The 25790-nt window shown below is 33.1% G+C and carries 25 protein-coding genes, 1 tRNA gene and 4 pseudogenes; 12 read left to right on the forward strand and 18 right to left on the reverse strand.

The genetic code is table 11. The annotated features are described in order from the left end of the window. Window positions 1-271 precede the first annotated feature (271 nt). From serS to N3Z16_RS03330, 5 genes are all read right to left on the reverse strand, one after another. Window positions 272-1546, reverse strand: a complete 1275-nt coding sequence (gene serS, locus N3Z16_RS03310) for a serine--tRNA ligase (RefSeq protein ID WP_282486724.1) — start codon at window positions 1544-1546, stop codon at window positions 272-274. Then, on the reverse strand, window positions 1533-2279 hold the full coding sequence (gene tatC, locus N3Z16_RS03315) for a twin-arginine translocase subunit TatC (RefSeq protein ID WP_223939529.1): 747 nt from the start codon (window positions 2277-2279) through the stop codon (window positions 1533-1535). Before tatC ends, serS begins: the two co-directional genes overlap by 14 nt. A 98-nt stretch (window positions 2280-2377) precedes the next feature. Beyond that, window positions 2378-3010: a CvpA family protein gene (locus N3Z16_RS03320; protein ID WP_282486725.1), complete on the reverse strand. Its 633-nt coding sequence runs from the start codon at window positions 3008-3010 to the stop codon at window positions 2378-2380. A 7-nt stretch (window positions 3011-3017) separates the two neighbouring features. Then, a complete protein-coding gene (locus N3Z16_RS03325) occupies window positions 3018-3629 on the reverse strand; it encodes a 5-formyltetrahydrofolate cyclo-ligase (protein WP_282486727.1) in 612 nt (203 codons plus the stop codon). Between the two features lie 76 nt (window positions 3630-3705). Beyond that, on the reverse strand, window positions 3706-4077 hold the full coding sequence (locus tag N3Z16_RS03330; protein ID WP_282486728.1) for a hypothetical protein: 372 nt from the start codon (window positions 4075-4077) through the stop codon (window positions 3706-3708). A gap of 217 nt (window positions 4078-4294) precedes the next feature. Here N3Z16_RS03330 and N3Z16_RS03335 point away from each other — a divergent pair, with 217 nt between their 5' ends. From N3Z16_RS03335 to N3Z16_RS03350, 4 genes and pseudogenes are all read left to right on the forward strand, one after another. After that, the gene (locus N3Z16_RS03335; protein ID WP_282485543.1) at window positions 4295-4549 is read left to right on the forward strand and encodes a hypothetical protein; all 255 of its coding nucleotides are present in this window, start codon (window positions 4295-4297) and stop codon (window positions 4547-4549) included. A 73-nt stretch (window positions 4550-4622) separates the two neighbouring features. Next, window positions 4623-5752 (forward strand): annotated as a pseudogene (locus N3Z16_RS03340) (IS91 family transposase). 355 nt (window positions 5753-6107) lie between these two features. Further along, window positions 6108-6239: a hypothetical protein gene (locus N3Z16_RS03345; protein WP_282486222.1), complete on the forward strand. Its 132-nt coding sequence runs from the start codon at window positions 6108-6110 to the stop codon at window positions 6237-6239. A 195-nt stretch (window positions 6240-6434) separates the two neighbouring features. Further along, window positions 6435-7564: pseudogene (locus tag N3Z16_RS03350) on the forward strand (IS91 family transposase). 524 nt (window positions 7565-8088) lie between these two features. Here the strand turns inward: N3Z16_RS03350 and N3Z16_RS03355 are convergent. Continuing rightward, window positions 8089-8697, reverse strand: coding sequence for a sugar phosphate nucleotidyltransferase (locus N3Z16_RS03355; protein ID WP_282486730.1), 609 nt, complete (start codon window positions 8695-8697; stop codon window positions 8089-8091). A 168-nt stretch (window positions 8698-8865) separates the two neighbouring features. Next, window positions 8866-10827: a replication restart helicase PriA gene (gene priA / locus N3Z16_RS03360; RefSeq protein WP_282486731.1), complete on the reverse strand. Its 1962-nt coding sequence runs from the start codon at window positions 10825-10827 to the stop codon at window positions 8866-8868. 247 nt (window positions 10828-11074) lie between these two features. Here priA and N3Z16_RS03365 point away from each other — a divergent pair. Further along, window positions 11075-11149 (forward strand) — tRNA-Asn (locus tag N3Z16_RS03365). Between the two features lie 178 nt (window positions 11150-11327). On the opposite strand, the gene N3Z16_RS03370 is transcribed toward N3Z16_RS03365, so the two are convergent. Beyond that, entirely contained in the window at window positions 11328-12302 is a 975-nt protein-coding gene (locus tag N3Z16_RS03370; protein WP_282486732.1) for a sensor histidine kinase, read from the reverse strand. A 222-nt stretch (window positions 12303-12524) separates the two neighbouring features. Between N3Z16_RS03370 and N3Z16_RS03375 the strand changes: the two genes are divergently transcribed. Both N3Z16_RS03375 and N3Z16_RS03380 read left to right on the forward strand, forming a co-directional pair. Then, complete coding sequence (locus N3Z16_RS03375; protein WP_282485543.1) at window positions 12525-12779, forward strand: hypothetical protein; 255 nt, start codon at window positions 12525-12527, stop codon at window positions 12777-12779. Between the two features lie 73 nt (window positions 12780-12852). After that, window positions 12853-13982, forward strand: a pseudogene (locus N3Z16_RS03380) (IS91 family transposase). Window positions 13983-14005: 23 nt separating this feature from the next. Here the strand turns inward: N3Z16_RS03380 and N3Z16_RS03385 are convergent. Next, window positions 14006-15205: a sodium:solute symporter family transporter gene (locus tag N3Z16_RS03385; RefSeq protein WP_282486949.1), complete on the reverse strand. Its 1200-nt coding sequence runs from the start codon at window positions 15203-15205 to the stop codon at window positions 14006-14008. Window positions 15206-15375: 170 nt separating this feature from the next. Here N3Z16_RS03385 and N3Z16_RS03390 point away from each other — a divergent pair, with 170 nt between their 5' ends. Together N3Z16_RS03390 and N3Z16_RS03395 are read left to right on the forward strand one after the other, a co-directional pair. Beyond that, entirely contained in the window at window positions 15376-15630 is a 255-nt protein-coding gene (locus tag N3Z16_RS03390; RefSeq protein ID WP_282485543.1) for a hypothetical protein, read from the forward strand. Between the two features lie 73 nt (window positions 15631-15703). Next, a pseudogene (locus N3Z16_RS03395) lies at window positions 15704-16833 on the forward strand (IS91 family transposase). 200 nt (window positions 16834-17033) lie between these two features. Here N3Z16_RS03395 and N3Z16_RS03400 read toward each other — a convergent pair. After that, window positions 17034-17735 carry a sodium:solute symporter family protein gene (locus N3Z16_RS03400; RefSeq protein ID WP_282486733.1) on the reverse strand — a complete coding sequence of 234 codons (702 nt, stop codon included), beginning with the start codon at window positions 17733-17735 and terminating at the stop codon, window positions 17034-17036. 257 nt (window positions 17736-17992) lie between these two features. Then, a complete protein-coding gene (tnpA, locus tag N3Z16_RS03405) occupies window positions 17993-18430 on the reverse strand; it encodes an IS200/IS605 family transposase (RefSeq protein ID WP_282485546.1) in 438 nt (145 codons plus the stop codon). A gap of 6 nt (window positions 18431-18436) precedes the next feature. Between tnpA and N3Z16_RS03410 the strand changes: the two genes are divergently transcribed. Both N3Z16_RS03410 and N3Z16_RS03415 read left to right on the forward strand, forming a co-directional pair. After that, window positions 18437-18559, forward strand: coding sequence for a hypothetical protein (locus tag N3Z16_RS03410; RefSeq protein WP_282486734.1), 123 nt, complete (start codon window positions 18437-18439; stop codon window positions 18557-18559). Window positions 18560-18802: 243 nt separating this feature from the next. After that, entirely contained in the window at window positions 18803-19021 is a 219-nt protein-coding gene (locus tag N3Z16_RS03415) for a hypothetical protein (protein ID WP_282486735.1), read from the forward strand. A 164-nt stretch (window positions 19022-19185) separates the two neighbouring features. On the opposite strand, the gene dksA is transcribed toward N3Z16_RS03415, so the two are convergent. The 5 genes from dksA to mgtE all read right to left on the reverse strand — a co-directional run bounded on the left by dksA (window position 19186) and on the right by mgtE (window position 22966). Further along, complete coding sequence (dksA, locus tag N3Z16_RS03420; RefSeq protein WP_282486736.1) at window positions 19186-19620, reverse strand: RNA polymerase-binding protein DksA; 435 nt, start codon at window positions 19618-19620, stop codon at window positions 19186-19188. Window positions 19621-19696: 76 nt separating this feature from the next. Continuing rightward, window positions 19697-20647, reverse strand: coding sequence for a tyrosine recombinase XerC (locus N3Z16_RS03425; RefSeq protein ID WP_282486737.1), 951 nt, complete (start codon window positions 20645-20647; stop codon window positions 19697-19699). 10 nt (window positions 20648-20657) lie between these two features. Continuing rightward, window positions 20658-20945: a hypothetical protein gene (locus tag N3Z16_RS03430; RefSeq protein WP_223938848.1), complete on the reverse strand. Its 288-nt coding sequence runs from the start codon at window positions 20943-20945 to the stop codon at window positions 20658-20660. Between the two features lie 15 nt (window positions 20946-20960). After that, the gene (locus N3Z16_RS03435; RefSeq protein WP_282486738.1) at window positions 20961-21476 is read right to left on the reverse strand and encodes a LexA family protein; all 516 of its coding nucleotides are present in this window, start codon (window positions 21474-21476) and stop codon (window positions 20961-20963) included. A 119-nt stretch (window positions 21477-21595) separates the two neighbouring features. Next, the gene (gene mgtE, locus N3Z16_RS03440) at window positions 21596-22966 is read right to left on the reverse strand and encodes a magnesium transporter (protein ID WP_282486739.1); all 1371 of its coding nucleotides are present in this window, start codon (window positions 22964-22966) and stop codon (window positions 21596-21598) included. A gap of 459 nt (window positions 22967-23425) precedes the next feature. Here mgtE and N3Z16_RS03445 point away from each other — a divergent pair, with 459 nt between their 5' ends. Next, a complete protein-coding gene (locus N3Z16_RS03445; RefSeq protein WP_282485820.1) occupies window positions 23426-23830 on the forward strand; it encodes a hypothetical protein in 405 nt (134 codons plus the stop codon). Between the two features lie 10 nt (window positions 23831-23840). Here the strand turns inward: N3Z16_RS03445 and N3Z16_RS03450 are convergent, their stop codons facing one another. Both N3Z16_RS03450 and glmM read right to left on the reverse strand, forming a co-directional pair. Then, a complete protein-coding gene (locus tag N3Z16_RS03450; RefSeq protein WP_282485819.1) occupies window positions 23841-24224 on the reverse strand; it encodes a hypothetical protein in 384 nt (127 codons plus the stop codon). Between the two features lie 159 nt (window positions 24225-24383). Next, window positions 24384-25766, reverse strand: a complete 1383-nt coding sequence (gene glmM, locus N3Z16_RS03455; RefSeq protein WP_282486740.1) for a phosphoglucosamine mutase — start codon at window positions 25764-25766, stop codon at window positions 24384-24386. Window positions 25767-25790: the final 24 nt, after the last annotated feature.

Below are 25790 nucleotides of genomic sequence, written 5' to 3' on the forward strand. Positions count from 1 at the left end.
AAGGAGTTTTAATTATTTGTTCTAGGGAACTTAAAAATCAGATAAGACTAGAAAACTGGACATAACGTTAATGCCTAAATTATTTTATTGAGCTCTATGAGTTATTGAATCACCTAATCACGGATGGGTTATTCTAAATTAAATTATAAAAATAGTCAAACTAGTTTCTAGTTTACTGTTTAAAATATACTTCGGGTAAGTGTCCGGTCGTTATGGATACCCCTTAAGTATTGTGCTATAAAAATTGTAATTGCCAACAATCAAAAAAACTCTAACTTCGACGAATTACAGTTCTTCCATTCATATAAGGTACTAAAACTTCAGGAATAGTTATAGACCCATCTTCATTTTGGTAATTTTCAAGTACGGCAACTAATGTTCTGCCTACAGCAAGACCTGATCCATTTAAAGTGTGAACGAATTGAGTTTCTTTAGCATTGATTTCTTTGTAGCGAGCTCTCATTCTTCGTGCCTGGAAATCACCGCAATTGGATATACTAGATATCTCCCTATATTTATTTTGGCCTGGAAGCCATACTTCTATATCATAAGTTTTCTTTGCATGAAATCCCATATCACCAGTGCAAAGCAGCATTACTCTATAAGGAATATCGAGCCTTTTTAAAATCTCTTCGGCAGCATTAAGCATATACTCATGTTCAAATTCTGATTCCTCAGGAGTAGTAATTGTTACAAGCTCTACTTTACCGAATTGATGGTTTCTAATCATTCCTCTAGTATCTTTTCCGGCACTTCCGGCTTCTGATCTATAACAGTTCGTATAAGCTACATATCTAATTGGCAATTCTTCCCGTTGTAAAATGCTATCTGCTACCATATTTGTTAGTGGCACCTCTCCGGTAGGGATAAGCCTGAATTTATTATCGCTAGTTATATATGATTCGTCAGCTAGCTTTGGTAATTGAGCCGTATTATACATAGCCTCAGGTCTAACTAATGTCGGCGGAGAAATTTCTTCAAATCCGAAATCTGTAGTATGAGTATCTAGCATAAAATTGAATAAAGCACGTTCTAAAGTTGCTAATTGTCCCTTGAGAGTAACGAACCTACTGCCTGAAATTTTAGCTGTCTGTTCGAAATCCATCATGCCTAGATCCAGTCCCAGATCAAAATGTTCCTTAGCCCACTTGTTTTCAATAGGTTTTTTAAAATCACGAATGAATTTGTTCATACTCTCATCTACCCCATAAGGAACATCAGGAGCTGGTAAGTTAGGAACTGTATCTAGTATCTCTTTTAATTTATCACCATTTGTTATTGATTTACCTAGCTCAGCTAGTTTATCATTAATATGCTCTACATCCCTTTTTATGTCTTCGAATTCTCTGGATGCTTTGCCCTTTAAACTAGCGAGTTTTTTTGATTTCTTATTTTTTGCTTGCTGGAATTCCTGGACAAGAGTAATTAGTTGTCTTTTTTCCTCATCTAATTTAATAATTTCTTCAGTATTAACTTCTACTCCTCTTTTTAAGAGTAAATCATTAAATTCTTCTTTATTTTCTCTAATCCACTTAATATCCAGCATTTTTTTTACTCCTATTTTCGATGAGGTTACATATTACAATTGAAATTTCATATAATAGAATCAATGGTATTGCAAGGGATATCTGACTTAGAACATCCGGTGGGGTCAGAATAGCTGCGATAATAAAAATTATTACAATAGCTAACCTTCTTTTATTTCGTAAGCCTTGAGCTGAAACCAATTCTAATACGCTTAATATCAACATTATTACAGGAAGCTCAAAGGCCAAACCAAAGGCTGTAATAAGCTGCATTACTACAGTTAAATATTCGCTAATGCGAGCTTCTAGAATAATCGGCATGCTTGAGTCTAGATTTTCAAAACTTAAAAAGAATTGCCAGGCATTGGGCATTACTAAATAGAAAACAAAAACCCCACCAAGGTAAAATAATAAGGGTGATATTACTAACGTAGGTAAGATAATAGTTTTTTCATTTTTTAATAACCCGGGAGATATAAACCTATATAGCTGATACGATATAACCGGAATTATTATCAAAAATGCAGCCCACAAACTAAGTTTTAAATATGTAAAAAAAGCTTCAGTCATTCCGGTGTAAATTACTTTTCTTTTATGATTACTTGTTACTTCTGCTAAAGGACTCAAAATAAAGTTATATATGTAATTACTGAAATAATAGCAAAATATAAAGGCGCAAATAAAGAAAGCGATAATTATAAAAAAACGCTTTTTGAGTTCTAAAAAATGCTCCTTAAGGGTGTATTTTTCCATTATTTAAGTAGTGATGTAAAACATTGTTTAAGTATCCATTTTTTGAGTGTCTTGCAGCTTTATCTAAATTTTTATTTACGGGAGTTAAACTTACTTATCTAGTAGTTAATGTCCTCTCCCTTTTTTCTTTTTATGTTGTCTATAATTTCCTGGCCTGTTTCCAGGTTTGCTTCTGGTTTTGGCAATTTAATCGATTGAAGGGTATTTTTAGGTAATAGAGCAAGTGATTCTTTTAATAATATTTCCAGATATTCGGTAGTTTTGGAATTATTAAGCCAATCCGGATATTTTTCAGCATTAAGATTAGATATTATCTCTTCACCATTTTCTGCTTTCAAATATGCTCCTGAAGAAAAAATAGCCGTTAATGCAAATATTACGGTAGAAATTATTAATCCTCTAAAAAAACCGGCAATAGTGCCTAAAGTGCGATCAAAAAATCCGCTACTGATTGTACTAAGTACATCACTAACTTTTGATGTGATAGAAGTTAAAATAAATAAAGAGCAAACATAAGATATAGAGCCGCTAAGAATTGATAACAGTAGTTCATTCTCAACGTGTTTTGCAAGGGCAATTTGTACATATGGAAACAGAAAAATTGCAGCAGCAATAGAGACTACAAAACCTGCGAGATTTATAGCCATACCAAGTAAGCCTTTATATAAACCCATAATTGTTGAAATAGCAATTACAGTGAAAACGGCAATATCAAAAATAGTAAACATCATATAAGTATTATAGCTTTAGAACGGTGTTCTCTGTAATGACATAGTCAAACTTTGTGTCATGTTTTTCAATTGGTAAAGATTCTAACAGATATTTATCAAAACATACACCTATTTTGGTTGTTGGAGTATTAATTATCAGTCTAGAGAAATACTTGTCGTAACATCCGGAGCCAAAACCAAGCCTATAACCTTTTTGGCAGTAAGCTAAACCCGGTACGATAACTATACTTGGAACTAAAATAGTATCCGAAGGGGGATGTTTAATGCCCTTTGACTCTTTTTCTAGGACCATACTTTTGTGATAATGGACAAATTCTATTTTGTCACCATTTATTTTAGGCAAGCAAAATACCCAATTATTATCTAAAAGGCTAGTTAAATCTGGTTCACCTTTAAGGGGTAAATATAAGCCTATAGGATTTGCAGCACTAAATATTTCGAAATTGTTAGTTTCAACCTCAGTAGAGTCCCTGTCCTTATTTGATAAATTTTTATATAAGGCACTGATCGCTAATTTAGTATTTTCTACAATTAATTTGTTTTCTGCCAAGAATTTATCTCGGTCAAATAAAGTTCTCTCTGCTAAAATTTTTTTTCTAAGAGAATGCTTTAAATACATAGGTTACCTTTATGTGTTTTGAGCTGTAAAAAAATATATAAATTTTTAAATGCCATATAAGGTTTTCTTTACAAGTTTAAGTATTATCAACAACTAATGGTTTTATAAATTCTGTAGAATTTTTATTAGCTACCAGAAGTTGGCCATTTTTAAAAATAATCAGTATATTTTTTAAATCAATAGCTATGGTTTTTTCAGCATCAGAATTAATATAAGAATCCTTAACGTTATGAGTAACTACTACACCTTGCCCTTTGACGGGAGTTGGTTGGTTAGTAGTTTTATCAAGATTCCACATGCTCTCCCAAGTACCAAGGTCATTCCATCTGAAATTAGCTTTAACAAGTGCAATTTTCTGTAATCTTTCGGAAATTGCGTTATCAAAAGAAACTGAAGGGAGGTTATTATATGCTTTTTTATCTAATTTAAGTATATTCTTTGTAGACAAATTTGAATTAAATATTATCGATAAGTTTCTATTTATTATGGGGATAAATTGCTTTGTTAACTTAACAAGATAAGCCACCTATCGGTGGCAGCTTAAAAGAAGATACTCTTGACCGATAAATATTTATGGAGGATTATAATACTGGTATTTGATTTGTTTTAACTTGAGTTATAAAGACTGAATGTTAGACATACATAAGATAATATATAATTGAGTTATGAGTAACTTGCACTCTGAGCAGCATTTGGTCAATGAATTAGCGGTAAAAACTCTTAAGGCCATTTCTAAAGAGCAAGCAATTCCTTACAGCAGGATCAAAAAGATTTTTTCCGAAGGAGATAAGGAAATAGCCAAGGCTTTCTGGATAATGTTGCGAAAAATATCTCCCAATCATAAGTATAATTCTGTTTACTATTGCCCTGATTGTAAAGAATTTGATTTAGAACGCAAAGGAAGAAAGATTCCTTGGTAAGAAAACATTAACTATAAGTAATTTATGGAAATAGTCGGTAAAGGAATATCTATAAAACATATTTTTCTAGACCGTGGTAATTGGTCTCGATTTCGCTAAAAAATACGGCAAGCTAAGATACGGCATTATTTTCAACGTCACTAAAGTTATATCGTGTGGAACGAAATATTTAGGATTTAAACGTTATAGCTGCCGTGATTGTAACCGCAATAAATCGGTAGCATTCAGCTGTAAAGGTAGGTTTTGTTCTCGTTGTGGTAAGAAACAAACGGATCAATGGGTGAGTAAGGCTAGCAATGTTCTACCAAAAACACGATGGCAGCACATTACATTTACAATGCCGGACTCTTTATGGCCGATATTTTGGCTCAATCGTGATCTGTTTGGATTGATTTCCGGTATTGCAGCAGGAATTATTAAGGAGATAGCTACAAAGAAAAATCTTGTGGTTGGTATATTTACTGCCTTACACACTTTCGGTAGAGATTTAAAACGCAATGTTCATATCCATTTATCGGTTACTTGCGGCGGTATAAATAGCAAAGGCAAGTGGCAAAAATTATTTTTTCCTGCCGAACCTATTAAAAAAATGTGGAGACATAGAGTCCTTGAGTTATTTCGCTTTCAATATATCTCAAGTAATTTGAAGTTGCCGTCCGCATATCAAAATGCTGAGAATTTTAATAACTGGATGAGTAGTTTATACGAAATCAGTTGGTATGTTTATTTACAAAAACCATCGGATGATCATAAACGCAACATAGAATATTTAGGGCGGTATATAAAACGCCCCCTATTTCCGAGACAAGAATAGAAAATTACGACGGAAAGCAGGTAACGTTTAAATTTCTTGATCACTATAATAATACAATTGATCGCATAACTATGCCCGTGATGCAGTTCATAGCTAGTCTGATTATGCATATACCAGATCGTTATTTTCGAATGATTAGGTATTACGGTTTTTTATCTAATAGAACTAGGGGCGTACAATTACCTATCGTATATAAGGCAATTAATCAAATCGTTCATAAGAAAACTAAGCTCATTAGTTGGAGATTAATGATTTGGTTGAATTTTAAAATAGATCCTCTGTTTTGCTATAATTGCAATAAATGTATGAATCTGCGGCAAGTTTATTACGGTTTATCTCCGCCATTGTTATTAATAAGAATCAATGAATTATTATCAACGCCTAGATAACATCATTATGGCGAACACTTCTTTCACGTCTTAGCCACATAATTTGTAAAACTGAACCTATTTTTAGATAGATTCTGGCAGAGATTTTTATAAAAGTGTTGATAATTTCTAATATTGTGGCTTGTAACTACATTTTATTAAACGAATTTTCAAAGTTTTGATTAACAATTTTTCTGGTTACAAATTTTGAAATTCCTATACTACAAGATAAGCCACCTATCGGTGGCAGCTTAAAAGAAGATACCCTTGACCGATAAATATTTATGGAGGATTATAATACTGGTATTTGATTTGTTTTAACTTGAGTTATAAAGACTGAATGTTAGACATACATAAGATAATATATAATTGAGTTATGAGTAACTTGCACTCTGAGCAGCATTTGGTCAATGAATTAGCGGTAAAAACTCTTAAGGCCATTTCTAAAGAGCAAGCAATTCCTTACAGCAGGATCAAAAGATTTTTTCCGAAGGAGATAAGGAAATAGCCAAGGCTTTCTGGATAATGTTGCGAAAAATATCTCCCAATCATAAGTATAATTCTGTTTACTATTGCCCTGATTGTAAAGAATTTGATTTAGAACGCAAAGGAAGAAAGATTCCTTGGTAAGAAAACATTAACTATAAGTAATTTATGGAAATAGTCGGTAAAGGAATATCTATAAAACATATTTTTCTAGACCGTGGTAATTGGTCTCGATTTCGCTAAAAAATACGGCAAGCTAAGATACGGCATTATTTTCAACGTCACTAAAGTTATATCGTGTGGAACGAAATATTTAGGATTTAAACGTTATAGCTGCCGTGATTGTAACCGCAATAAATCGGTAGCATTCAGCTGTAAAGGTAGGTTTTGTTCTCGTTGTGGTAAGAAACAAACGGATCAATGGGTGAGTAAGGCTAGCAATGTTCTACCAAAAACACGATGGCAGCACATTACATTTACAATGCCGGACTCTTTATGGCCGATATTTTGGCTCAATCGTGATCTGTTTGGATTGATTTCCGGTATTGCAGCAGGAATTATTAAGGAGATAGCTACAAAGAAAAATCTTGTGGTTGGTATATTTACTGCCTTACACACTTTCGGTAGAGATTTAAAACGCAATGTTCATATCCATTTATCGGTTACTTGCGGCGGTATAAATAGCAAAGGCAAGTGGCAAAAATTATTTTTTCCTGCCGAACCTATTAAAAAAATGTGGAGACATAGAGTCCTTGAGTTATTTCGCTTTCAATATATCTCAAGTAATTTGAAGTTGCCGTCCGCATATCAAAATGCTGAGAATTTTAATAACTGGATGAGTAGTTTATACGAAATCAGTTGGTATGTTTATTTACAAAAACCATCGGATGATCATAAACGCAACATAGAATATTTAGGGCGGTATATAAAACGCCCCCTATTTCCGAGACAAGAATAGAAAATTACGACGGAAAGCAGGTAACGTTTAAATTTCTTGATCACTATAATAATACAATTGATCGCATAACTATGCCCGTGATGCAGTTCATAGCTAGTCTGATTATGCATATACCAGATCGTTATTTTCGAATGATTAGGTATTACGGTTTTTTATCTAATAGAACTAGGGGCGTACAATTACCTATCGTATATAAGGCAATTAATCAAATCGTTCATAAGAAAACTAAGCTCATTAGTTGGAGATTAATGATTTGGTTGAATTTTAAAATAGATCCTCTGTTTTGCTATAATTGCAATAAATGTATGAATCTGCGGCAAGTTTATTACGGTTTATCTCCGCCATTGTTATTAATAAGAACCAATGAATTATTATCAACGCCTAGATAACATCATTATGGCGAACACTTCTTTCACGTCTTGGCCACATAATTTGTAAAACTGAACCTATTTTTAGATAGATTCTGGCAGAGATTTTTGTAAAAGTGTTGATAATTTCTAATATTGTGGCTGGTAACTACATATTTATTAAACGAATTTTTAAAAAGCTGATTGATGATTTTTCTGGTTGCAAATTTTGAATTTCCTATACTATAAAATAGATCCTCTGTTTTGCTATAATTGCAATAAATGTATGAATCTGCGGCAAGTTTATTACGGTTTATCTCCGCCATTGTTATTAATAAGAACCAATGAATTATTATCAACGCCTAGATAACATCATTATGGCGAACACTTCTTTCACGTCTTGGCCACATAATTTGTAAAACTGAACCTATTTTTAGATAGATTCTGGCAGAGATTTTTGTAAAAGTGTTGATAATTTCTAATATTGTGGCTGGTAACTACATATTTATTAAACGAATTTTTAAAAAGCTGATTGATGATTTTTCTGGTTGCAAATTTTGAATTTCCTATACTAAAATATAATCAATATTGAAAACATAAATCCCTGAATTCCAAAAATATTCTGGTAGGGCAGTTAATTTTTTAGCTAATTCTTTATCGGGTTTTTCTATAAATTTAGTTCCTAAATACACATCCTTATTTATTTGTTGTTTTGCTTTTATATAACCGAAATTTATGTTAGGGGAGGTTGGAGGCACACCTATTACACTAAATTTATACTTTTTAGTGGCTTTTAAGGCTATATTTAAACTGTCTCTATAATTTAACCAGTCCTCGATGCGATGATCTGATGGAATAAGAATTATAGTATCATAGCCTTGTTGTTTTGCGTAGTATGATGCCGCTAACGCACATATAGCTGTATTTTTTGAATCAGGTTCAAAAATTATTTTAGCCGGTACATTTATTTCTTTTAACTGCTTAACTACAATTTCTTGATTATTAATATTGGCAACTATTAAAGGCTTCCCCAAATAGCTATTACGGATTATCGTGTTTTGGAATAAACTTAAATTGGCAAAATTTTTTATAAATTGTTTCGGTCTTGTTTTTTGAGATAATGGCCATAGGCGAGATCCATTTCCTCCTGCTAATATAACTGATTGTACTTTCATTTATTTTTATTATAACTTTTAGTGTGTGGTATTTATAGTAACTAATAGTTGTTAATGTCAACTTATAGTTATAATAAAATATCAATATAAATGGGACTAAAAATTTACATGTGGCATATTTGCTAATTTTATATTTAAAAGTTAACTACTTCTCAATAGTTATAGAGATTAATAAAAATTATAAGGATCTATGTCTATTTTGACCTGGAAGGATGACGGGATTTTACAATTGGAAAACCATAGAGAGATATATTTCTGGATATTAAAATTCCTTTCAGAAATTATTAATATTCTATATCTATAACGGCCGGACAGCTTAAATATTAGGGCTTCAGCTGGTCCTAGTATTCTTGCTGAGCTAATAGGGGCTTTTTGAACTATATAATTTGCTATAGATAATGTTTTTTCCAGATATTTGCCTGCCACATTAATAACTGCCATTTTTGTAAACGGGGGCATTTTTGCCTCTTTTCGAGATAGCATCTCCATTTCAATAAATTCTTCTTCTTTACCTTGGGCGAGGGCGGTTAGGGCTTTGTTTTCAGGAAAATAGCTCTGTAATAGCATTTTCCCTTTAATCGTTTTAGTTCTGCCAGCCCGTCCTCCTACCTGATGAAGTAATTGAAATGTTTTTTCTACGGATTTTAGGTCTCCTCCCAGGAATCCAAGATCTGCATCAATTACACCTACTAAAGAAAGTTTTGGAAAGTGATAACCTTTTGTAACGATCTGCGTGCCGATTAATATATCAATATTACCGGTTTCCATTTCATTTAATAGAGTTTGGATTTGATTTATTTTTGTAGTTTGGTCTTTGCTTATTACTTTTATCCGTGAATCTGGAAATAACTTTTTTACCTCTTCCTCAATTCTTTCAACTCCTGGTCCACATAAGATTAACGAATTATCTTCGTGACATTCAGGACAAATGTCATAAATTTTACCCACACTACCGCAATGGTGGCATTCTATTAATTTTCTACTTTTATGGACCACCATTGATGCCGAGCATTTACTGCACTGAAATCTATAACCACAAGTTTTACATAAGATTAATGGCGCATATCCACGTCTGTTTAAAAAAAGTAAACACTGATTCCCTTGCCCTAGCGTTGTGTTAATGGCGGTAACTAATGGCTTTGAAAGCCAGCTATTTTGCTCTAACTCAATTCTCCGCATATCTATAATTTCTACTTGTGGTAAGCTGGCATCGCTGAAACGGCTTTTAAGCTCCACCATTGAATATTTTTCCTGCTGGACGTTATAAATAGTTTCAATCGAAGGGGTTGCTGAAACTAAAATTACTGAAGCACCTAATAAATTAGCTTTTAATACCGCCATGTCACGGGCATTATATAAAACTCCCTCGCCTTGTTTGTAAGAAGCGTCATGTTCTTCATCTACTACAATTAGTGTCAGGTTCTTATAGGGTAAAAACAAGCTACTTCTAGCTCCTATTACAACTTGGGTTGAACCGCTTAATATACCCTGCATAATCTTTTTTTTGCGAGCTTTACTAATGGTCGAATTCCACACAACTGGTTTAAAACCAAAACGTTCTGTAAAACGTTTTATTATTTGTGAGCTTAGCGAAATTTCTGGGAGCATTATTAACGATTGTTTTCCCTTTTTGATTGTTTCAGCTACTAAATGGAAATATACTTCCGTTTTCCCTGAACCGGTTACTCCTTTTAATAACACAGGTTTTGTGGTTACTTTTATAAAATCTAAGGTACTAGCTTGTTCTTCCGATAAATTGGGTAAGGAATGTTCCCCGGAAAATCCTTCACTTTTGGTTTGGAAAACTTCTAGATTTATATCAAAAGGGATAACAAGTTTAGCAATAGAACCAAGTGAAGCTAGGTAATAGCTACTTGCTTTTTTGATTAGTTCAATGTTAGCCAGACCAATATTTTTATAATTGTTATCAGCGGGATTTAAAGTTAGATCGATTATTTTAAGCTTCTTATCACTAGAGGAGCAATTTGTTTCCCAAACTACTCCGGTTATGTTTCTACTGCGAAAAGGAACGATAATTAAATCTCCTACTTCTATGTTAATATCTTTGGAGATCTTATAATCTAAAGGAAATAAGCCGGCTTTAGGGATCAGAACTTTTATTATCTGCACGATAAATTATTTCTATATAAAATTATTAATCTAACCTATCTTTAAAAGAGGAAATTGAAAAGTAAAATAAATAGTTTTAAGAGAAAGTCTAGAAAGTTTTATAAGCTGATTTTTCTGCATGCTCAACATATAAAATAGATATTTAAATAAAAAAACTCTAGACCCGGTAAAAAACTTTTGTTATAAGGAGTGGAGTTCAATTATTCTGTATTCCTAAAGTGGTCTTTGCGGAGTAATTTTTTCTTATTCCTCGGTAGCTCAGTGGTAGAGCAAACGGCTGTTAACCGTTCGGTCGCTGGTTCGAATCCGGCCCGAGGAGCCATTTTTTGTTCGATAAAACCTGACTAAATCCAAGAACCATTTTAGAACACTACGAGTTAGAGCAATATATTTTCTTATAATATAAATATTGCTAAAACTCCTTTAGAGTTAGCTTTATGTTAGAAAATAAGGGAAGATACCCATTTATATATACTACTTATGCACAGGACAGGTGTATATTATGGAGTATAGGGAATTACAAAAGTAAAACTAGAACCGTTTTTACCGTCACTTTCACACCAGATTTGGCCTTTATGAGCTTCAATAACTTTTTTGCATAAAGCAAGTCCTAGTCCTCGGCCACCGGAAGGTGTCTTTGTTCTGGAGCTAACCATAAAAGTGCCAAAGATATGATGGAGTTCTTGTGGGGGGATTCCTAATCCTTCATCAGTAATATTGAACTTAACCAAATTTTCTTCCTTTCTGAAGGAAACGGTAATAGTTCCCTCAGGGCTGTACGAAATAGCATTAGTAATTAAATTATCGAGCGTTGAAGTTATATAATGCTTATCACAATTAACCATTAGATTATCTTGTATGTCATAGATAAATTCGAGCTCTTTATCATTTAAATAGATTTTCCTACAAATCTCCGATCGTTGATAGATAAGCTCACTTAAATTTACTTTTGTACAGCTAAGCTCATAAGTGAGACTTTTAAGTTTTGATAAATCAACCATATTATTTACAAGGCTTACAAGGCGTTCAGAGCTTTCTGCTATTTCCTTGATTGCACTTCGCCTTTGTTGTTCAGTGAATTTATCATAATTATCCCATAGAACTTGACCTATACTAGTAATACCGGTGACAGGGGTACGAATTTCATGTTGAAGGTTTCGTAAGAATTCGTCCTTGAGTTCCTGCGACTTAATTAGCTCCAATTTTTGGTCATCTAATTTATTATCTAATTTGCTAACTTTAAGTTCAGTTATTTTATTCTCTTCTTGTTTTTGTTTAAAGAAGGAGAGTAATAAGACACTTATCAGCAGTAAAGAATAAGTGATTTGTAATTGCAAATTATCTGTATGATCATTTAAAGAGCTTATATTCATATACATTTCGCAATATTGTACAGCAATTGCTACTCCTATTATGGTAAATAATATAGCTGTTTGCCATCTTATCAAAATTGCTATAGCAGTTAAACTTGCCATTAATATAATAGCATGTAGTTGATTAAATTGACCTGCTATAGCTAATACGCTATTACAGAAAGCTAAATTACAAGATAAGCCACCTATCGGTGGCAGCTTAAAAGAAGATACCCTTGACCGATAAATATTTATGGAGGATTATAATACTGGTATTTGATTTGTTTTAACTTGAGTTATAAAGACTGAATGTTAGACATACATAAGATAATATATAATTGAGTTATGAGTAACTTGCACTCTGAGCAGCATTTGGTCAATGAATTAGCGGTAAAAACTCTTAAGGCCATTTCTAAAGAGCAAGCAATTCCTTACAGCAGGATCAAAAAGATTTTTTCCGAAGGAGATAAGGAAATAGCCAAGGCTTTCTGGATAATGTTGCGAAAAATATCTCCCAATCATAAGTATAATTCTGTTTACTATTGCCCTGATTGTAAAGAATTTGATTTAGAACGCAAAGGAAGAAAGATTCCTTGGTAAGAAAACATTAACTATAAGTAATTTATGGAAATAGTCGGTAAAGGAATATCTATAAAACATATTTTTCTAGACCGTGGTAATTGGTCTCGATTTCGCTAAAAAATACGGCAAGCTAAGATACGGCATTATTTTCAACGTCACTAAAGTTATATCGTGTGGAACGAAATATTTAGGATTTAAACGTTATAGCTGCCGTGATTGTAACCGCAATAAATCGGTAGCATTCAGCTGTAAAGGTAGGTTTTGTTCTCGTTGTGGTAAGAAACAAACGGATCAATGGGTGAGTAAGGCTAGCAATGTTCTACCAAAAACACGATGGCAGCACATTACATTTACAATGCCGGACTCTTTATGGCCGATATTTTGGCTCAATCGTGATCTGTTTGGATTGATTTCCGGTATTGCAGCAGGAATTATTAAGGAGATAGCTACAAAGAAAAATCTTGTGGTTGGTATATTTACTGCCTTACACACTTTCGGTAGAGATTTAAAACGCAATGTTCATATCCATTTATCGGTTACTTGCGGCGGTATAAATAGCAAAGGCAAGTGGCAAAAATTATTTTTTCCTGCCGAACCTATTAAAAAAATGTGGAGACATAGAGTCCTTGAGTTATTTCGCTTTCAATATATCTCAAGTAATTTGAAGTTGCCGTCCGCATATCAAAATGCTGAGAATTTTAATAACTGGATGAGTAGTTTATACGAAATCAGTTGGTATGTTTATTTACAAAAACCATCGGATGATCATAAACGCAACATAGAATATTTAGGGCGGTATATAAAACGCCCCCTATTTCCGAGACAAGAATAGAAAATTACGACGGAAAGCAGGTAACGTTTAAATTTCTTGATCACTATAATAATACAATTGATCGCATAACTATGCCCGTGATGCAGTTCATAGCTAGTCTGATTATGCATATACCAGATCGTTATTTTCGAATGATTAGGTATTACGGTTTTTTATCTAATAGAACTAGGGGCGTACAATTACCTATCGTATATAAGGCAATTAATCAAATCGTTCATAAGAAAACTAAGCTCATTAGTTGGAGATTAATGATTTGGTTGAATTTTAAAATAGATCCTCTGTTTTGCTATAATTGCAATAAATGTATGAATCTGCGGCAAGTTTATTACGGTTTATCTCCGCCATTGTTATTAATAAGAACCAATGAATTATTATCAACGCCTAGATAACATCATTATGGCGAACACTTCTTTCACGTCTTGGCCACATAATTTGTAAAACTGAACCTATTTTTAGATAGATTCTGGCAGAGATTTTTGTAAAAGTGTTGATAATTTCTAATATTGTGGCTGGTAACTACATATTTATTAAACGAATTTTTAAAAAGCTGATTGATGATTTTTCTGGTTGCAAATTTTGAATTTCCTATACTATAAAATACCGCTATATTCCATAAAAGAGAGGTAAAGGCTTTATTTGCAAACTTTTCTGACCATAATGGATAAGTAATAAACATAGTCGATAAAATAAGTGCTAAATAATATATTGGATTTAGTATCAAGCTATATTCATTCTGAACAGTTTTAGGTAATGAGTAAACGCTAGATGATATTATTAATACACAAAATAACCCAAAATAGACAAAAATTCTTTTTTCTCTCGGGGTGTTGTTCTGACAAAATGTAATTAAATTGAAGTTCTTTATTGATTGGATAAATTGGTATCTTTTTCTTGCTCTTTCTGCTCTCAAAGAATCTAATGAAGGGGTATCTTTTACCCCTCTCCATCCCCCTTGTTCGCGAAGTATATAGTGACTACCTATAAAAAATATTGCATTAGCAACCATTCCAGGCACTATGCTATCGATTTCAGAGAAAAACTTAAAATACATTACAGTAATAAAGCCTGCTGTCATACCTATTAAAACTGCTCTGCTTGAGCTCCGGAAACCAAAAATAGCTAATATTAAAGGTACCGATACTATTGGCATATAAAAGCTATATGTAGCTAGGACGAGCTCAAGTAAGTTATTTAAAAATAAGCTTAGTAGTAAAGCGAAAATGCCTATTAAGAAAGCAGCAATACGTACAAATAATAGGTGTTTTCTTTCTGTTAATTTTAAGTTCATGGTTTCTGAAATGTCATAAGCAAATAATACAGCAGAGGAATTAATATAACTATCTGCTGTAGACATTATCATTGCCATGATTCCCATGATAAAAAGTCCTTTAAAACCATTAGTAAGGTAATGGTTTACAATGTAAGGTATAACGTTACCTGAATCTAAAGGTGGAGCATTATCTGCTATTAACATAACACCGATAAAGGTATTGACAATAAGATCACAAATAATAACAAAAAAACCAGCAATAATGAAAGATTTAGAAACTTGGATAGTGTTCCTTGCCATTGAGATTCTTTGAAAAACCGCTGAATCAATGCCGGGTATCATAAAAAAGAGAAATAAAAACAAGATAAGCCACCTATCGGTGGCAGCTTAAAAGAAGATACTCTTGACCGATAAATATTTATGGAGGATTATAATACTGGTATTTGATTTGTTTTAACTTGAGTTATAAAGACTGAATGTTAGACATACATAAGATAATATATAATTGAGTTATGAGTAACTTGCACTCTGAGCAGCATTTGGTCAATGAATTAGCGGTAAAAACTCTTAAGGCCATTTCTAAAGAGCAAGCAATTCCTTACAGCAGGATCAAAAAGATTTTTTCCGAAGGAGATAAGGAAATAGCCAAGGCTTTCTGGATAATGTTGCGAAAAATATCTCCCAATCATAAGTATAATTCTGTTTACTATTGCCCTGATTGTAAAGAATTTGATTTAGAACGCAAAGGAAGAAAGATTCCTTGGTAAGAAAACATTAACTATAAGTAATTTATGGAAATAGTCGGTAAAGGAATATCTATAAAACATATTTTTCTAGACCGTGGTAATTGGTCTCGATTTCGCTAAAAAATACGGCAAGCTAAGATACGGCATTATTTTCAACGTCACTAAAGTTATATCGTGTGGAACGAAATATTTAGGATTTAAACGTTATAGCTGCCGTGATTGTAACCGCAATAAATCGGTAGCATTCAGCTGTAAAGGTAGGTTTTGTTCTCGTTGTGGTAAGAAACAAACGGATCAATGGGTGAGTAAGGCTAGCAATGTTCTACCAAAAACACGATGGCAGCACATTACATTTACAATGCCGGACTCTTTATGGCCGATATTTTGGCTCAATCGTGATCTGTTTGGATTGATTTCCGGTATTGCAGCAGGAATTATTAAGGAGATAGCTACAAAGAAAAATCTTGTGGTTGGTATATTTACTGCCTTACACACTTTCGGTAGAGATTTAAAACGCAATGTTCATATCCATTTATCGGTTACTTGCGGCGGTATAAATAGCAAAGGCAAGTGGCAAAAATTATTTTTTCCTGCCGAACCTATTAAAAAAATGTGGAGACATAGAGTCCTTGAGTTATTTCGCTTTCAATATATCTCAAGTAATTTGAAGTTGCCGTCCGCATATCAAAATGCTGAGAATTTTAATAACTGGATGAGTAGTTTATACGAAATCAGTTGGTATGTTTATTTACAAAAACCATCGGATGATCATAAACGCAACATAGAATATTTAGGGCGGTATATAAAACGCCCCCTATTTCCGAGACAAGAATAGAAAATTACGACGGAAAGCAGGTAACGTTTAAATTTCTTGATCACTATAATAATACAATTGATCGCATAACTATGCCCGTGATGCAGTTCATAGCTAGTCTGATTATGCATATACCAGATCGTTATTTTCGAATGATTAGGTATTACGGTTTTTTATCTAATAGAACTAGGGGCGTACAATTACCTATCGTATATAAGGCAATTAATCAAATCGTTCATAAGAAAACCAAGCTCATTAGTTGGAGATTAATGATTTGGTTGAATTTTAAAATAGATCCTCTGTTTTGCTATAATTGCAATAAATGTATGAATCTGCGGCAAGTTTATTACGGTTTATCTCCGCCATTGTTATTAATAAGAATCAATGAATTATTATCAACGCCTAGATAACATCATTATGGCGAACACTTCTTTCACGTCTTAGCCACATAATTTGTAAAACTGAACCTATTTTTAGATAGATTCTGGCAGAGATTTTTATAAAAGTGTTGATAATTTCTAATATTGTGGCTTGTAACTACATTTTATTAAACGAATTTTCAAAGTTTTGATTAACAATTTTTCTGGTTACAAATTTTGAAATTCCTATACTATAAAATATTCAAAAAATTAGGGTCGTGATAGTCAAATACTGCATGATAATTAAATGAAGGGTGTTGATTTATAGAATTAAATACTGTTTCGGCCTCAGGTAATGCAGACCAAATGACAAAAGCTATTATCGGCATTACTACACCGAAAGCAAAAAACTGAATCATATCTGTAAAAGTAACTGACTTAATTCCTCCAAAGGTAGAATAAGTAATAATTATCAAGCTACTTGCCGCTATTGCATATATTCCAGGAATACCAAGCCAACTATTTAATAATGCTGCTAAAATTGAAAATTGCATTGCGACATTTCCTACGGCGGGGAATATTCCTGATACTGCTGTTATACTTCTTATGTGTTTACCATAAATACTACCCATTGCGTCTGCTACTGATAACTTTCCTAAAAATTCGGCCATCCGTGGGGCATAAAGGTAGGAAATTATAAAAAAAGACATTGCATCACCTAGTCCTGGGATGATAAAATATAGTCCGTTGTTATAAGTTTCAGTTGTAGTAACAGTAAAACTTGCTCCACTGAGCCAAGTAGCAACTATAGTAGCAGCAATAGTTGCAGTGCTAAAATTTCTATTACCTATAGCATATTCTTTTATTGTCTTTATACTTTTTCCAGAGTACAAACCAACTATTAGGTTAATTACTAAAAAGGATATAACTATTATTATATCTATATTACCCACTAGGTTATTCATTGGTTTGTCACTGCTTAGGTTGATTATTTGTATGTTATATTGAGTATTATGTAGAATAAATAAAAATTTTCTAATTTTTTAGATAAAAGTATTCAGGGGATAAAATTAGTGAATTTACAAATATGCAAGCAAATACACTAAAAAACCGTTCTGTTATCGTAAATAAATCATAAAAAATCAACCACTTTCATCTGAGAGATGAAAGTTTGATCTTTGCGACTAGAAGTCGCTTATCAAGCTAAAGCTCATTCTAGCCTAATATTTGAAGTAAAGTCGGTCTCATGAGCGTCAGTGTGTTTGTTGATATATTCGTTAATCATATCATCTGTAACATTACCGCTAGTTGAACTGAAGTATCCTCTGCCCCATAAATGTCTACCCCAGTATTTCTTTTTTAGTATCGGAAATTCTTCCTGTATTCTTTTAGATGATCTTCCCTTAGCTTTCTGAACAAATTCACTAATTTTAATATGCGGAGGAATATTTGCAAATATATGGACATGGTCGCTTGATACAACGCCATTTTCTATCTTTATACTCATTTCCTCAGCTACCTGTAACACTAGTTCCCGAACACGTTTTTTTATGTCGTAAGTAAGTACCTTATAGCGATATTTCGTTATCCATACTATATGATAACGATGATAAAAAACTGAATGTGATCTTTTGTTATAGTAAGTCATAGACTTATGATGCTACCGCATCATGGCGCATTAGACAAGCTAAAGCTTTTCCATCTGGAAGATGGAGGTTTTCACCACCAAAGGGACTATAAAGTCCCTAGTTGTCCTTTGCCTGAAACTCAGTGTTAAACTTTTATCAGAATTTCTGGTATGAGTAGTAAGTGTTGCGCTTTGCAACGATGATGTCGGATAAAGTATTAGTACTTAATTAACAAATTAATATATTATTAATTTACGTTGTTTATAATTATAATTACGGCGTATTATATGTTTAATCTTAAGGTTTTAATTCAATAAACGTAAACCTAATTTAGGGGGATAATTAATATGTTTCAAATATTTATGATGCTAACCAACGGAGCTATGTGTGTTATGAGTACTTGGTCATTTGCCCAATCTTTTTATGATAATTACAATAAGAAAGCAGCAGAAATAAGTAAGAACCCAGCAGTTGCTGTTCCGGCAAAGCTTGTACATTTAGGTTCCGGGTTTATGTACCATGAACACCATAGTTATAGCGATAATTTATCTACAGTTAAGTTATCTGGTGTTATTAAAAGTGATGAACATGAGGAAGTTGAAATAGCATAATTACTCAGTATATCATTAGCTAATTTCCTGTGTGAATAGTTATAAAATATTATTACTTAGGCAAAATTTACTTTGCATCTTCTCACAAGAGATTAGCTAGATAACGACCCCAAGGGTTAGTGTTTATCCCCTCAATGATAAAAACAGAAGTATACTAAAACTTTTTATGAATCGAGAAGATCCTCATCAATATGAGTCTTTTCGTAATTCTCGTGACGTTCTTGCGCTTCTATACACAAAGTAGCTACAGGCCTTGCTTCGAGTCTTTTAATACCTATTGCTTCTCCTGTTTCTTCGCAGTAACCGTAGTTACCTGTATTGATCCGCTCAAGGGCAGATTCTATCTTATCAATTAATTTGCGATAGCGATCCCGGGTTCTAAGCTCAATAGTTGTTTCTGTTTCAACACTTGCACGATCATTTAAATCCGGTTCATTCCAGGTTTCTTCTTTTAAATGATTTAATGTTTCCCTAGATTCCGCAAGTAAACCATTGCGCCAATTTAAAAGTTTTTGTTTAAAATATTCCAACTGCATTGGATTCATATATTCTTCATTTTCTGAAGGTTTATAACCTTGTGGCAGAATAATTTTATCCATTTTAACCTCCTTTTTCAAAACAGGTTTAATATAGTATAAAAGACAATAAAAAGGCAAGGTAAAATAATTAAACAACTTATTTTGGATTAAGCGGTTTTTTATCTAAAGATAATTTTGCTTCAGGATGGGATTTGTTATAAACACTTTCTAAATGACTTAAATTAACTTTTGTATATTTTTGAGTGGTCGACAGGCTTTTATGGCCAAGCAACTCTTGAATGGATCTTAGGTCAGCACCATTTTCTAGCAAATGGGTCGCGAAGCTATGGCGAAATGAATGTGAACTTAAATGTTCTGGTAAACCGTAAATACGTCTTAATTTAACTAATTCAGAATTAAAGTTACATCTGTGTAATACTTTCCCTGTTTTGCTTCTAAATATAGGTTCATTTTCGCATATATTGTAAGGCAACTCTTTTAAGTACTCCAAAATAAGCTTTTTTACATTATCAATCCACGGTACTAACCTTTCTTTATTGCCTTTTCCAATAACTTTTATGTATTCGGTTTCCTTAATATGTTGTTTTGTTATTGATAATGTTTCCGAAATTCTCAGGCCACTAGCGTAAATTAAGGTAAGCAAGCTTCTATTGCGCAAATCAATCCACCGAGTTTCGCTTAAAGAGGCTACTTTATCTAGAGAAAATAATGTATCTTCTTTAGATAATGCTTTTGGTAAAGTTTTGGCTTTTTTAGGGCTAGATACTGTATATATTGAGTGGCATACAATATTCCGTGTTTTTTCCAAGTACTTATAAAAGCTTTTTACTGAAGATAAAGCTCTTGCACTTGAGCTAGCCTTGTAATCGGAAAATCTGCGATCAGATATCCAGCTCCTGATAAGCCTTATATCTACTAAGGAAATAGATTTCAAACTGACGGATTCTTCAGAATAATTACTGATAAAAGCAAAATAAGCTTTTACATCATTTAAATATGCTTCTCTAGTATTTTTAGAATAGTTTTTTTGCAGTTCGAGATAAGATTGCCACTCTTTAACTATACTTGTGATTTCTGAACTAACCATTAGTTTGGATCTAAAATTGGTTTCCTCTTTGAGCAAATTCGTTATTATATTTTATATTATCGTAACCTAATTCTTTTGCTGTTACTACTGCAGAATAGTCGTCATAAGCGTCAACAACTATACCTTTTATTTTTTCAGGAAACTCCCTTTGAAGTGTCTTAAAAATATAATCAATAACCCTCATGCCGTAATATCTGGTGCTTCCTTGAGGGTTACTCAGTATTACAGGCTCAGCAGTCCGAGATAAATATTTTCTTGCACTCTGTATATTCTGGATTTCGTAAATTTCTAATACCATATATTGTAACCCTCCTTATAAACTTCTAAGTATTTTTATTACTACTCCCCAAATATGAACTTCTGAATTTTCTAAAATCGGAATAGGATCAAAATCTGGATTTGCTGGAAGTAAGTAAGGTTTCATTTTAAGAAAACCAAGTCTTTTAACTGTTAACATCCCATCTATGGCAGCAATAATTATTTTACCTTCCCCAGGTTTAATACTACTGTCAACAAGCAAAATATCACCTTCATAAATTCCTGCATCTATCATTGACAGGCCAGAAACTTTCACGCAAAAAGTCGTACTAGGATTCCTAATTAAAAGAGAATTCATATCCACCATCTCCTCTATATGATCATCAGCTAAAGAGGGGTAACCAGCTTCTACTTTTGAGCTAAAAAGCGGGATTTTATAACCGCCATTAATGGAGTAATTTTTTACGTCCTCCAGCAAATATTCTGGCACCCTAATAGCTTTTGTGCTGGTGCCGTATTTACCCTGTCCTTTTGGTCTTCCAGCGCCGTTTCTTTTACCACCATGTTTCATTTGTACTACTTAACCAGTTGGATGAGAATTTATTAAAATACACAGAAACTCATCTTGAAATATGTACATTTATTTTATAACACATCTCTGTGGTAATAGAAAGAAGTTTTTTTAATTTTTTAAATAAGAAAGAAGAAGGCAAGTCCAAGAAAGCTAAAAAAGCCAAGTGCATCTGTAAGTGCCGTCAGAACCACACCAGAAGAAGTTGCTGGGTCAATATCAAAATGATCCAGAATGATTGGGATACTAGAGCCAAGTAATCCTGCAGCGGTAAAATTAATTATTATCGCAGCAGTGAAAACTAGGCTTAAATTTAAATCAGAAAAAGGTATATATATAATTAACGATCCTATAATTGCCAGAGCGAAGCCATTTAATAAACAGACAAATATTTCCTTTAAAATAACTTTCGTTATGTATATCTGTTTTATTTCCCTATTGGCTAACGCCCTTACAGTAACAGTCATTGCCTGGGTGCCAGCATTACCACCCATACTAGCAACAATAGGCATTATGGTAGCAAGGGCGATTAATTTCTCTATGGCATCGCTAAATTGGTTAATAACGAGGGAAGTAGCACAAGCTGTAATTAAATTAATAAACAACCAAGGAAATCTATGCTTTACAGTTGCATACAGATTATCAAATATATCGCTAGTATTGATACCGCCTAGATGTAAAAATTCGCTTTCGGTCTGTTCTTCAATAATGTAAATCATATTATCTATTGATACGCTTCCCACTAGCTTTCCTTTTTTATTTACAACCGGTACAATAGTTAAAGCGTATTGTTTGAATATAAAAGCTATTTCATCAAGTTTCGTACTAGTTTCGGCAATTTTAAACTCTGAATTCATTAAATTGATTAACGGTTCGCTAGGTAAGCTTTTAACCAAAGTGCATAATAATATATTACCCACCGGCTGGTATTTACTATTTACTACAATTCCAGCATGGAAATCATGAGTAATCTTGCTTTTGCGTATATGCTCTATTGCTTGTTCTACTGACCAATCTTCTTGAAAAGCAATAAAATGTTTTTCAACTATTCGACCTACTGTATTTTCCGGATATTTAAAACCTTCAATTATTTGTTTTCTTTTATCAGGGTTTAAGTTTTTTATTATCTGATCTTTTAAATCTTCGTCTAAGGTGTCTATTACCTCAATGCAGTCCTCGATATCTAACTGATTTATTAGCTTAACGGTTTTGTTAATACCAAAGGCTTCTATTGCAGCCTGTTTATTACTATCGCTCAACCAGACAAGAGTCTCTGGCTCTATATCGTCTGCAATTATCGGTAAAACTAGGTCGTATAATTTATGATTGGTATTGTCTAGAAAATCTGCTAAATCTGCATAATGTAAAGCAAGAAGGGCTATTTTTACATTATCTATTTTATCATTATCAATTAGATAATTTATATGCTCAAAAGTTTCAGCTAGTTTTTCCTGGTAATCAGATAAAATAGTGTTTTGAGAATTTTGCATACATATATACCTCTTAAAGAGAAGTTTTACAGATCTTTTTAATATGTAGTTCTTAAGCAGCCACTATTTATAAAAGAACCGTGAAATAGTAGCATAAAACTTTTATTGCTACAACTAGCAAATGGAATGGTTAATAATTAAATTATTAGATCAAATCAGGTAATTCTGTCTCATATAAACCGGATAATCCAAGATGAAATTCGTTCTCTGAACTCATTGCTGGTTTCATAGTTTAAAAACGGGTGGGTTTTTATTCTCGTCGATAAGATTTTGGAACTGCAGCTTTTGTATTGGAATTTTTGATGATTTTATAATCAAATTGCTTAATTTTTGGCAATTTGGGCAGTATTCTCCCTTTAGCTTCATCCGCACCTTGTTTAATCCATGCTTAGCCGTTATCCACAAAAATGCCGCAGGTTAACCATGCTGTAGGCTATAGTTTTCAGAGCATAATGGTTTATGCTGTGGAATTCAAATCTCAGTAACAACCGTTTGAATTTATCTTCCCAGGCAAATATTCTCTCTATCGTTCTAAACCTTTCTTTAAAGATTTTCCGGCAAAAAGTTTGCTTTCTTCCTCGCTTAGATTTCTTGCGACTCCTTTTATTCTCTGGCATATTAGGAGTCATGCCAAGATTAAAAATTGCTTTACGATTTTTACGTGAATTATATACACCATCTAAGCTCATGGTACTTTCCTTGAGATCTATACCTATTAGTTTTACAATCTTTTTTAAGTTTGATATTGCAGGAGTAAGCAGGATTCCTTCATTCCTATTACCCGGAGCAGTAACAAAAGGCGCAATAACATTGCAGTTTCTATCACAAAACGGTACAACCTTGTCTCCTTTAGTGTGTTTATGACCATTATACCCTAAGTTGTCACCCCTTTTTTAGCAGAAGTACAAGTACCATCACCATGTAATATATCAGTATCAAGCATTCCAGCTTTAAATAACCTTGCCACCGAAGCTTCGAAAATCTTATCAAAGCATCCGTGCTTAACCCAGAACTTAAAAGCATTATAGATATTAGTATAGTGAATTTCTGGCATGCCGTCTTTATTTTTGTCTATTGGTATCTGTTCCCATTGGCAACCAGTATGCATGAGTTTAAGAATGTAATTAAATAATTTGAAAAATGATATCTTTTTACTTGGACCACGTGTGCCTTTTTTAAGATGCGGTAAGACAAATTCGTTAAATTCATCTTCTCTCAAAACAGTAGGAAGCTTGTTGTATCGTCTAATTCTGCTCATTCTATTTGGTTACTTAAATAAAATTAATGAATACTCAATATATCTACAAACCTTTTAAATACAAGGCTATAATGGTTTTATTTCGTAAAAATTCAAACCCGCAATGAGTTCTATTATAGTTTTTGCCTAACAAATTCTATTTCCTCATTTAACTAAGATTTATTTAGAGTTCTCTAATAAAGATTGAATTTCATTTTCTATTTTATTCTGCATCTCCGTTAGTAAATTTTGAGCCAAATCGGCATCTTGGCTTTCAACCATTAACCTTATTATTGGTTCTGTCCCAGATTGGCGTATTACAACTCTTACGCTTTTGGCGTAACGCTCTTGGTAGAACTTGCTAATTTCCTCGATTTTTTCGCCTCGTAAGGTTGTAAATTTGTGGTAATATTTATGGTCGTAGCGAATATTACGAGTAAATTGTGGTACTGGTACAAATTTATTGAGTACCTTACTTATAGGATTTTGTGCTTGCCTATACATAGCAAGAACTCCAAGAGCAGCCTTAATTCCATCTCCTGTTGCTTGGTTTGATCCGATGATAATATGCCCGGATTGCTCTCCACCTAGATTGCAGCCTAATTCACCCATTTTTTCTACTACATATTTATCCCCCACACTTGTCCGTATAAGGTCTATTCCAATTGTTTTCAAATATAGCTCTAATCCCATATTAGACATGATGGTAGTAGTTACTAAGTTATTTCGTAATAAGTTGTTTTCTAGTAAATATTGTGCTAAAGAAGCAATTATTTGATCTCCATCTATTACTTGTCCATTTTCATCTACTACTACAACTCTATCGGCATCCCCATCTAATGCGATTCCGAGATCCGCTTTATGTTCTAATACTTTCTGGGTTAGCAATTGCGAATCCATAACCCCGCACTTATCATTAATGTTAAAACCTGTAGGGCTTATCTCGCATGCAATAACCTCTGCTCCCAACTCATGAAACACTTTAGGTGCAATATCGTAAGCTGCTCCATTAGCACAATCGACCACTAATTTTATTCCATCTAATTTTAGATTAGGCGGGAATGAGTATTTTACATGTTCAATATAACGTCCACGTGCATCTCCTAGTTTTAGAGCTTTTCCTAAGTCATGATATTCTGCTACATATCCTGATAAGTCAGTATGCATTAATTGTTCAATTTTTCTTTCTAACTCGGAAGAAATTTTATGGCCTGAAGATTGAAAAAATTTAACACCATTATCGTAATAAGGATTATGCGAAGCTGAAATCATCATACCAAGGTCTGCTCGCAAGCTTCTTACCAACATTGATATTGCAGGTGTGGGCATTGGCCCTATTAATACTACATTCACACCCATTGAAATAAACCCCGAAGTTAATGCGGATTCTAGCATATAACCGGATAATCTTGTATCTTTCCCTATCACTATAGTTGCTTTCTTTCCAAGAAAATCACAAGCTATAGAGGTTGCTCTTGCCAATTTTATCATAATTTCTGGAGTGATAACGCCGGTATTACTTCTCCCTCTTATTCCATCTGTACCAAAATACTTTTTTAGCATGATTATTTCCTTTGCTTTTCGTAT

The sequence above is a fragment of the Candidatus Megaera polyxenophila genome, assembly GCF_029982035.1.
Lineage (GTDB): Bacteria > Pseudomonadota > Alphaproteobacteria > Rickettsiales > Rickettsiaceae > Megaera > Megaera polyxenophila.

Coding starts and splice junctions, on each gene's coding strand:
- dksA (WP_282486736.1), bottom strand. CDS start 19,620: ATGGATAAAATTATTCTGCCACAAGGTTATAAACCTTCAGAAAATGAA.
- N3Z16_RS03355 (WP_282486730.1), bottom strand. CDS start 8,697: ATGAAAGTACAATCAGTTATATTAGCAGGAGGAAATGGATCTCGCCTA.
- N3Z16_RS03435 (WP_282486738.1), bottom strand. CDS start 21,476: ATGAAACATGGTGGTAAAAGAAACGGCGCTGGAAGACCAAAAGGACAG.
- N3Z16_RS03430 (WP_223938848.1), bottom strand. CDS start 20,945: ATGGTATTAGAAATTTACGAAATCCAGAATATACAGAGTGCAAGAAAA.
- N3Z16_RS03325 (WP_282486727.1), bottom strand. CDS start 3,629: ATGTATTTAAAGCATTCTCTTAGAAAAAAAATTTTAGCAGAGAGAACT.
- tnpA (WP_282485546.1), bottom strand. CDS start 18,430: ATGACTTACTATAACAAAAGATCACATTCAGTTTTTTATCATCGTTAT.
- N3Z16_RS03375 (WP_282485543.1), top strand. CDS start 12,525: ATGAGTAACTTGCACTCTGAGCAGCATTTGGTCAATGAATTAGCGGTA.
- N3Z16_RS03385 (WP_282486949.1), bottom strand. CDS start 15,205: ATGATACCCGGCATTGATTCAGCGGTTTTTCAAAGAATCTCAATGGCA.
- N3Z16_RS03410 (WP_282486734.1), top strand. CDS start 18,437: ATGATGCTACCGCATCATGGCGCATTAGACAAGCTAAAGCTTTTCCAT.
- N3Z16_RS03320 (WP_282486725.1), bottom strand. CDS start 3,010: ATGATGTTTACTATTTTTGATATTGCCGTTTTCACTGTAATTGCTATT.
- N3Z16_RS03445 (WP_282485820.1), top strand. CDS start 23,426: ATGCTGTGGAATTCAAATCTCAGTAACAACCGTTTGAATTTATCTTCC.
- N3Z16_RS03370 (WP_282486732.1), bottom strand. CDS start 12,302: ATGGCAAGTTTAACTGCTATAGCAATTTTGATAAGATGGCAAACAGCT.
- N3Z16_RS03345 (WP_282486222.1), top strand. CDS start 6,108: ATGAGTAACTTGCACTCTGAGCAGCATTTGGTCAATGAATTAGCGGTA.
- N3Z16_RS03390 (WP_282485543.1), top strand. CDS start 15,376: ATGAGTAACTTGCACTCTGAGCAGCATTTGGTCAATGAATTAGCGGTA.
- N3Z16_RS03335 (WP_282485543.1), top strand. CDS start 4,295: ATGAGTAACTTGCACTCTGAGCAGCATTTGGTCAATGAATTAGCGGTA.
- serS (WP_282486724.1), bottom strand. CDS start 1,546: ATGCTGGATATTAAGTGGATTAGAGAAAATAAAGAAGAATTTAATGAT.
- glmM (WP_282486740.1), bottom strand. CDS start 25,766: ATGCTAAAAAAGTATTTTGGTACAGATGGAATAAGAGGGAGAAGTAAT.
- N3Z16_RS03415 (WP_282486735.1), top strand. CDS start 18,803: ATGAGTACTTGGTCATTTGCCCAATCTTTTTATGATAATTACAATAAG.
- mgtE (WP_282486739.1), bottom strand. CDS start 22,966: ATGCAAAATTCTCAAAACACTATTTTATCTGATTACCAGGAAAAACTA.
- N3Z16_RS03450 (WP_282485819.1), bottom strand. CDS start 24,224: ATGAGCAGAATTAGACGATACAACAAGCTTCCTACTGTTTTGAGAGAA.
- N3Z16_RS03425 (WP_282486737.1), bottom strand. CDS start 20,647: ATGGTTAGTTCAGAAATCACAAGTATAGTTAAAGAGTGGCAATCTTAT.
- tatC (WP_223939529.1), bottom strand. CDS start 2,279: ATGGAAAAATACACCCTTAAGGAGCATTTTTTAGAACTCAAAAAGCGT.